Raw genomic sequence first — 6,000 nt, forward strand, 5'->3', positions numbered from 1 at the left:
GTTAACCCTGTTGCTTCGGGTCCCCGGGCCGACCCGGTGCACACCCGATCCGCCCTGCCTCAGGGCTCATTGACGAATCTGAGCTTTCCGGCCGGTTTCAGCGTCTTGGCGTCGAAAGTGCGGATTTCGGTCACCCCGCTTATATCCAGCGTCAGCACCAGCCGCTCGCCGGCAACCGCCGTCGAGACGATGCGGGCGCCCTTGGGCAGGGTTGCCGTGATGTCCGTCGTGCCCGGTGTGGGGCTTCCCTCGCCGCGGTAAAGACGGTACCCGACGGCGATCAGGACCACGGCCACCGCAAGCGCCGAGGTCAGGCCCGCGATCAGCATCATCCGCCGCACCCGCGCGATCAGCGCGGCCTGCTCGGGGGTCGGTTCGGGCGCGACGGTATCGGTCATGCAGGACTCTTGGTTGGAACAGCGATCATCAAATAGCGGTCAAAGGCTGGAGGTTACCGTCGGCGGCGACGAGGGATCGCCCCGCCTCGACCGCGTGCTCGCGGTGCTCCGCCCGGAACTGTCGCGCTCGCGGCTGAAAGCGCTGATCCTGGCCGGTTCCGTCTCCGCCAGGGGCGCCCCCATCCGTGACCCCGCATATCATGTCGCGCGAGGGGATACGATCACAATCGATGTCCCCGAAGCCGTTCCGCCGGAGCCTCTGGGCGAAGATATCGCGCTCGATATCGTCCATGAGGACGACGACATCATCGTTATCGACAAGCCGAAGGGGCTGGTCGTGCATCCGGCCGCCGGCCACGAAAGCGGCACGCTGGTAAATGCCCTGATCGCGCACTGCGGCGCCAGCCTTTCCGGCATCGGCGGCGTCCGGCGGCCGGGCATCGTGCACCGGCTCGACAAGGACACGACGGGCCTGATGGTGGTCGCCAAGAACGACTACGCCCATCAATCGCTGACCGCGCAATTCGCCGATCACGGCCGCACCGGCCCGATGCAGCGCGGCTATATGGCCTTCATCTGGGGCGTGCCCAACCGCCAGCGCGGTACCGTCGACGCGCCGATCGATCGGCACCCCTATGCGCGCGAAAAAATGGCGGTGCGCCCGGGCGGACGCGAGGCCATCACCCATTGGGAATTGCAGGCGGCCTATCAGGGGCGCGACGGCAAACCGGTCGCTTCCCTCCTCGCTTGCCAGCTCGAGACCGGGCGGACCCATCAGATCCGGGTGCACCTTTCCCATATCGGCCACCCCCTCATGGGTGACGCCGTCTATGGTCCGCACTTCAAGACCAAGGCCCGCCACCTCGGCCCCGAAGGCCAGGCAGCGCTAGCCGCCCTCGGCCGGCAGGCCCTGCACGCTTATCTGCTTGCCCTGGAACACCCCAGAACGGGAGAACTTTTGCATTGGGAGGCGCCCCTGCCGGAGGATCTCATCCTTCTGCAAAGCGCCCTGGAAGCGGCCCTATGACGCAGGCTTTTCAGGAAAATTAAGCTATACCAATAGGTTATGGCTGCCACACGGGGACGTGACGTCAGCATTCCTTCCCTATTTGTTCGTTTTTTGCTATGTTGCATATGCGTTGAATATCCAACGCGGAACATCGCAGCCTGATCGGCTTTAACACAGCGATCACCTGCCGGGCCCGCCGCTATCGGGGGCCTGAACCACTGGAGGGCGCTCGAATGGCCCGTACAGCTACGTTACCGGTTCTCAATGGAGAATCCGGTCTCTCTAGATACCTCGCCGAGATCCGCAAATTTCCGATGCTGGAACCCCAGCAGGAATACATGCTCGCCAAACGCTGGCGCGAGCATGACGATCGCGACGCGGCACATCACCTTGTCACCAGCCATCTCCGGCTCGTGGCCAAGATCGCCATGGGCTATCGCGGCTACGGCTTGCCGATCTCCGAAGTGGTTTCGGAAGGCAATGTCGGCCTGATGCAGGCGGTCAAGCGGTTCGAACCCGAGAAGGGTTTCCGTCTCGCTACCTACGCCATGTGGTGGATCAAGGCCTCTATTCAAGAGTACATTCTGCGTTCGTGGTCGCTCGTGAAAATGGGAACCACCGCGAACCAGAAGAAGCTGTTCTTCAACCTGCGCAAGGCGAAGAGCAAGATCTCCGCCCTGGACGAGGGTGATCTCCACCCCGACCAGGTAAAGCTGATTGCCAAGCGTCTCGGCGTGACGGATCAGGACGTGATCGACATGAACCGCCGTCTCGGCGGCGACGCGTCGCTCAATGCGCCGATCCGCGATGACGGCGAAGCCGGCGAATGGCAGGACTGGCTGGTCGATACCTCGCCCAACCAGGAAGCCGTGATGGCCGAGCATGAGGAGTTCGATCATCGCCGTCAGGCGTTGAACGGCGCCATCGGCGTGCTCAACCCGCGCGAACGCCGCATCTTCGAGGCGCGGCGCCTGGCGGAAGAGCCGATGACACTGGAAGACCTCGCCGCCGAATTCGGCGTCTCGCGCGAACGCGTGCGGCAGATCGAGGTCCGCGCTTTCGAAAAGGTGCAGTCGGCCGTCAAGGGCACGATTGCCCGGCAGGAAGCCGAACTCGAAGCCGCGCACTGATCGCGGCAGAGGTATCAAGTAATGAAAGCCGGCGGCAACGCCGGCTTTTTTGTTTTGTGATCTTGTGGCCGCGCGGCTTCAACACGGAAGCTGTCGTCCTCCGCGAAGGCGGAGGACCCAGTACGCCGTGGCGGTTCGTTAGACACGGCGACATAACCGCGGTCTCTGGAATACTGGATCGTCCGGTCCCGTCTACGCCAAGGCTTCGCCGGACTTCTCACTCTGGCTCGCCGGAGCTCTAGCGGAGGCGGCAAGCCGGACGATGACAGCGGTGGCCTACTCGCCCCACTCCCGCGCCATCCTTGCCAGCGCGCAGCCTTCGCAATAGCGGGCGTCTTTGAAGTCGATCCAGTTGTGCGCATAGACGCGATCGAGCGGAATGCCGTAACGCGCGCGCAGCACCTTTACCAGAATACGCCACGCCGCGATTTGCGCATCCGTCGGGCCCCGCGTCACGTCCGGAAAATTGCCGGCGAATTCGACGCCGATCGAATTGCTGCCGACCACTTGGCGATAGGTCGGGCCGTTGTCGATATACTTGTTGTCGTTGCGGTTGGCGCCGTCGCCATGCATGGGAACGAGATGTTCGCCGACCGCCCAGTAGACCGTGCCGTCAGTCTCGACCCAAACCATGACGCCGCGCCGCGTCGGGTTCTTCGATTGCGCCAGCGCGCCGCCGCGCGCGGAGCCAGCCGGACCCTCGGTCTGATGCACGATGATGTTGCGCCACGGATGTGCCTTTGCGAAATCGCCCCATGGCGCCAGCCAGACCATCTTCAAGCCGGGAATATCTGGTGTGCCCGACGAACGCGCGATCGCGGCGAGATCGGGCGATTGCGCGAAGGCGCAAGCAGGAAGTGAGAGAGCGAACAGTGCCGCCGCGACGAGGCGAAAATTCATGACCGAGGCCCAGTGATGAACCTTAGTAGCACGTCTCAGGCCCGCTTGCGGAGGGCCACGTCCGCTGCCGTTTCGGCGTCGGGCACCAGCGGCGGCGCCGGATCGTTCTGCGCCGCTTAACGGACTCTGACGGCCGCAGGCCAATCCAAACCGTGGTTTTGAATTGATGAAGGTCGCACGCGTTCGGACATCGTTAAGCATCATGCGCGCGCATGCGAGCGGTAGCGGCGACGCTCGTTTCGGCAAAAAATCGCATCAAAATGCATAACAACTGTGGATAACGTGATGACACCGCCATGACGGCACGCGGCATCAGCCTGCGAATCTGCTGGGATCGTGTGTGAGGATGTTGCGAGGCTGGCCCTCCGCCAAGCATGCCTCGGTGTCGCGTTTCAATCCATGAAAACCTTGAGAGGATACTATGGCTAAGAAAGCGAAGAAGGCGAAGGCGAAGAAGGCCAAGAAGGCCAAGAAGTCGAAGAAGAAGTGAATTTCGGCCCGGGTGGAGTGCTCAGCTCTGCCCGGGCTCCCAACTCCGGGTGAATTTTGGAGAATGGCGGGCCGCAGGTCCGCCTTTTTGTTTAGGGCGGTGGCTGTAGCCCGGATGAAGCCAACGGGTCGCGCGAATGCGCGCCCGATGACAGGCTCCGCGCAATCCGGGATTCTCTCCACGCTACCGGTCCCGAGTTACGCTGCGCTTCACCCGGGCTACGAATTACGAACTCAATATAGATCGCGTTGCTGCGCCTGCACTGACGGCCGCGCGAAAGCTACCGCTCCGCAAGCGCCAGCTTGGCGCCGAGCGCGGCAAATCCCGCCGCAAAGCTGCGGCGCAGCCAGGCCATCACCTTCGGCCGCGTGATGACGCGGTCGCGCATCGCGGCCGCGAACAGGCCGTAGAGTGCGAACACCGCAAACGTCATCGCCATGAAGGCTGCGCTCAATTCCAGCATTCGCGCCAGCGGATGCGGCTCGTCGACCGCGACGAATTGCGGCAGGAAGGCAAGGAAGAAGATCGAGAGTTTTGGATTGAGGATGTTGACCAGGACGGCGGTCATGACGACGCGCCGGCTAGAGCGCGCCTTCGCTGCCGGACGCGTGTCGATCGCAAGCGCGCCGGTCTCGCGCAACGCCTGCCAAGCCATGTAAAGCAGATACGCCACGCCACACCATTTCAGCGCGGCAAACGCCAGAGCACTGGTGTGCAGCACGGCGGCGAGCCCGAGCATGGCGGCCAGCATATGCGGCACGATGCCGAGGGTACAGCCGAAGGCCGCCGCGATGCCCGGCCGCGCGCCCAGTGTCAGCGCCACCGCCAGCGTGTAGAGCACGCCGGTTCCGGGGGAAGCGACGACGATCAGCGAGGTCAACAGGAACGACAGGGTCATGCCCTGCCATTAACACGACGGCATCGGGCGCGAAAGCACGGCGGCGGCGCTCACGCGCGCGATTCGCCGCCGTGCTGCCGTGCATACACCATCCGCTCCGCCTCGCGGATCACGTCGAGCGGCGCCCAGGGCTTGGCCCAGAACTGCACGCCATCGGGCAATTCCTGATGCAGCGGCTTGCCCGAGGTGACGATCACGCCGATCTCGGGATTGTACTTCCTGGCGATGTGCGCGAGTTCGACCCCGTCCATATTACCGGCGAGCTGCACGTCGGTCAGCATCAGGACCAGATCGCCGGCCGCGCGCTCCAGCACCAGCTCAGCGGCCTCCGCACTTTCGCATTCGATGACGTCGACATCGCTCTCTTCCAGCAACAGGCTGAGCATATCCCGCTGCATCGGGTCGTCTTCGACAATAAGGGCCGTTGCGCGATAAGGTTTGGATTGTCCCATATGAGCCTCCTGTCAGGATCGCGTCGGCTGGCGATACCGCCTTGTGTCGGGTATTCGACACTAAGCGCGGAAACCGCTTTATGGTTCAGTTCCAATTTGCGAAAGTTTGCAGGAACCCACTAGTGCCGACCTGCAAGGAGTTTGACCCGACATGACTGCGATATCTGGAAGCGCGGCCGCCGTGACCGGCGCCGCCAGCGGCATCGGGCGCGCGCTGGCGCTGGAACTGGCCGCGCGCGGCTGCGATCTCGCGCTCGCCGACCGCGACGATGCCGGGCTGCAGCAGGTGGCCGCCGAGATCGCAAACGCGAACAAGCGCAAGATAACGATCCACCACGTCGATGTCGGCGAGCCCGCCCAGATCCAGGAATTTGCCTACGCGGCCATAGCCGCGCATCCGCAGCTCAACATCATCATCAACAATGCCGGCGTCGCCCTGCTCGGCGCCTTCAACGAGGTCGATCAGGCGCAGATGGAATGGCTGATCAACATCAACTTCTGGGGCGTGGTGCATGGCACGCGCGCGTTCCTGCCGCATCTTTCGAAGCAACGCGAGGCGCATATCGTCAACCTCTCCTCGATCTTCGGCATCGTCGCCCCGCCCGGCCAGACCGCCTATTGCGCCGCCAAGTTCGCGGTGCGCGGATTTTCCGAAAGCCTGCGGCATGAACTTGCGATGGCGAACAGCCCGGTGAAGCTCTCGGTAGTGCATCCCGGCGGCGT

At 63.5% G+C, this 6,000-nt stretch carries 7 protein-coding genes; 3 read left to right on the forward strand and 4 right to left on the reverse strand.

The annotated features are described in order from the left end of the window. Positions 1–59: 59 nt before the first annotated feature. Positions 60–398: a hypothetical protein gene (locus tag IVA95_RS34060; protein WP_247514493.1), complete on the reverse strand. Its 339-nt coding sequence runs from the start codon at positions 396–398 to the stop codon at positions 60–62. Between IVA95_RS34060 and IVA95_RS34065 the strand changes: the two genes are divergently transcribed. After that, positions 397–1,425: an RluA family pseudouridine synthase gene (locus IVA95_RS34065; protein WP_247514494.1), complete on the forward strand. Its 1,029-nt coding sequence runs from the start codon at positions 397–399 to the stop codon at positions 1,423–1,425. The two genes, IVA95_RS34060 and IVA95_RS34065, sit on opposite strands and share 2 nt — an antisense overlap. Before the next feature lie 215 nt (positions 1,426–1,640). Then, positions 1,641–2,537: an RNA polymerase sigma factor RpoH gene (gene rpoH / locus IVA95_RS34070; protein WP_171583706.1), complete on the forward strand. Its 897-nt coding sequence runs from the start codon at positions 1,641–1,643 to the stop codon at positions 2,535–2,537. Between the two features lie 276 nt (positions 2,538–2,813). Here the strand turns inward: rpoH and IVA95_RS34075 are convergent, their stop codons facing one another. The 3 genes from IVA95_RS34075 to IVA95_RS34085 form a co-directional block, all read right to left on the reverse strand. Continuing rightward, positions 2,814–3,437, reverse strand: a complete 624-nt coding sequence (locus IVA95_RS34075; RefSeq protein ID WP_247514495.1) for a peptidoglycan recognition family protein — start codon at positions 3,435–3,437, stop codon at positions 2,814–2,816. 770 nt (positions 3,438–4,207) lie between these two features. Further along, the gene (locus tag IVA95_RS34080; RefSeq protein WP_247514496.1) at positions 4,208–4,825 is read right to left on the reverse strand and encodes a LysE family translocator; all 618 of its coding nucleotides are present in this window, start codon (positions 4,823–4,825) and stop codon (positions 4,208–4,210) included. Positions 4,826–4,875: 50 nt separating this feature from the next. Further along, a complete protein-coding gene (locus IVA95_RS34085) occupies positions 4,876–5,277 on the reverse strand; it encodes a response regulator (protein ID WP_247514497.1) in 402 nt (133 codons plus the stop codon). A 151-nt stretch (positions 5,278–5,428) separates the two neighbouring features. On the opposite strand from IVA95_RS34085, the gene IVA95_RS34090 reads away from it, so the two are divergent. Next, positions 5,429–6,000 (forward strand): SDR family oxidoreductase (locus IVA95_RS34090; protein ID WP_247514498.1); only part of this gene is annotated, 572 nt, incomplete at its 3' end.

The organism is Bradyrhizobium sp. 157, from assembly GCF_023073815.1.
In the GTDB taxonomy this organism is placed as follows: domain Bacteria; phylum Pseudomonadota; class Alphaproteobacteria; order Rhizobiales; family Xanthobacteraceae; genus Bradyrhizobium.

What these genes read in the sequence shown, in the direction of transcription:
- IVA95_RS34085 (WP_247514497.1), bottom strand. Translation starts at nt 5,277, where the DNA reads ATGGGACAATCCAAACCTTATCGCGCAACGGCCCTTATTGTCGAAGAC.
- IVA95_RS34075 (WP_247514495.1), bottom strand. Translation starts at nt 3,437, where the DNA reads ATGAATTTTCGCCTCGTCGCGGCGGCACTGTTCGCTCTCTCACTTCCT.
- IVA95_RS34080 (WP_247514496.1), bottom strand. Translation starts at nt 4,825, where the DNA reads ATGACCCTGTCGTTCCTGTTGACCTCGCTGATCGTCGTCGCTTCCCCC.
- IVA95_RS34065 (WP_247514494.1), top strand. Translation starts at nt 397, where the DNA reads ATGCAGGACTCTTGGTTGGAACAGCGATCATCAAATAGCGGTCAAAGG.
- rpoH (WP_171583706.1), top strand. Translation starts at nt 1,641, where the DNA reads ATGGCCCGTACAGCTACGTTACCGGTTCTCAATGGAGAATCCGGTCTC.
- IVA95_RS34060 (WP_247514493.1), bottom strand. Translation starts at nt 398, where the DNA reads ATGACCGATACCGTCGCGCCCGAACCGACCCCCGAGCAGGCCGCGCTG.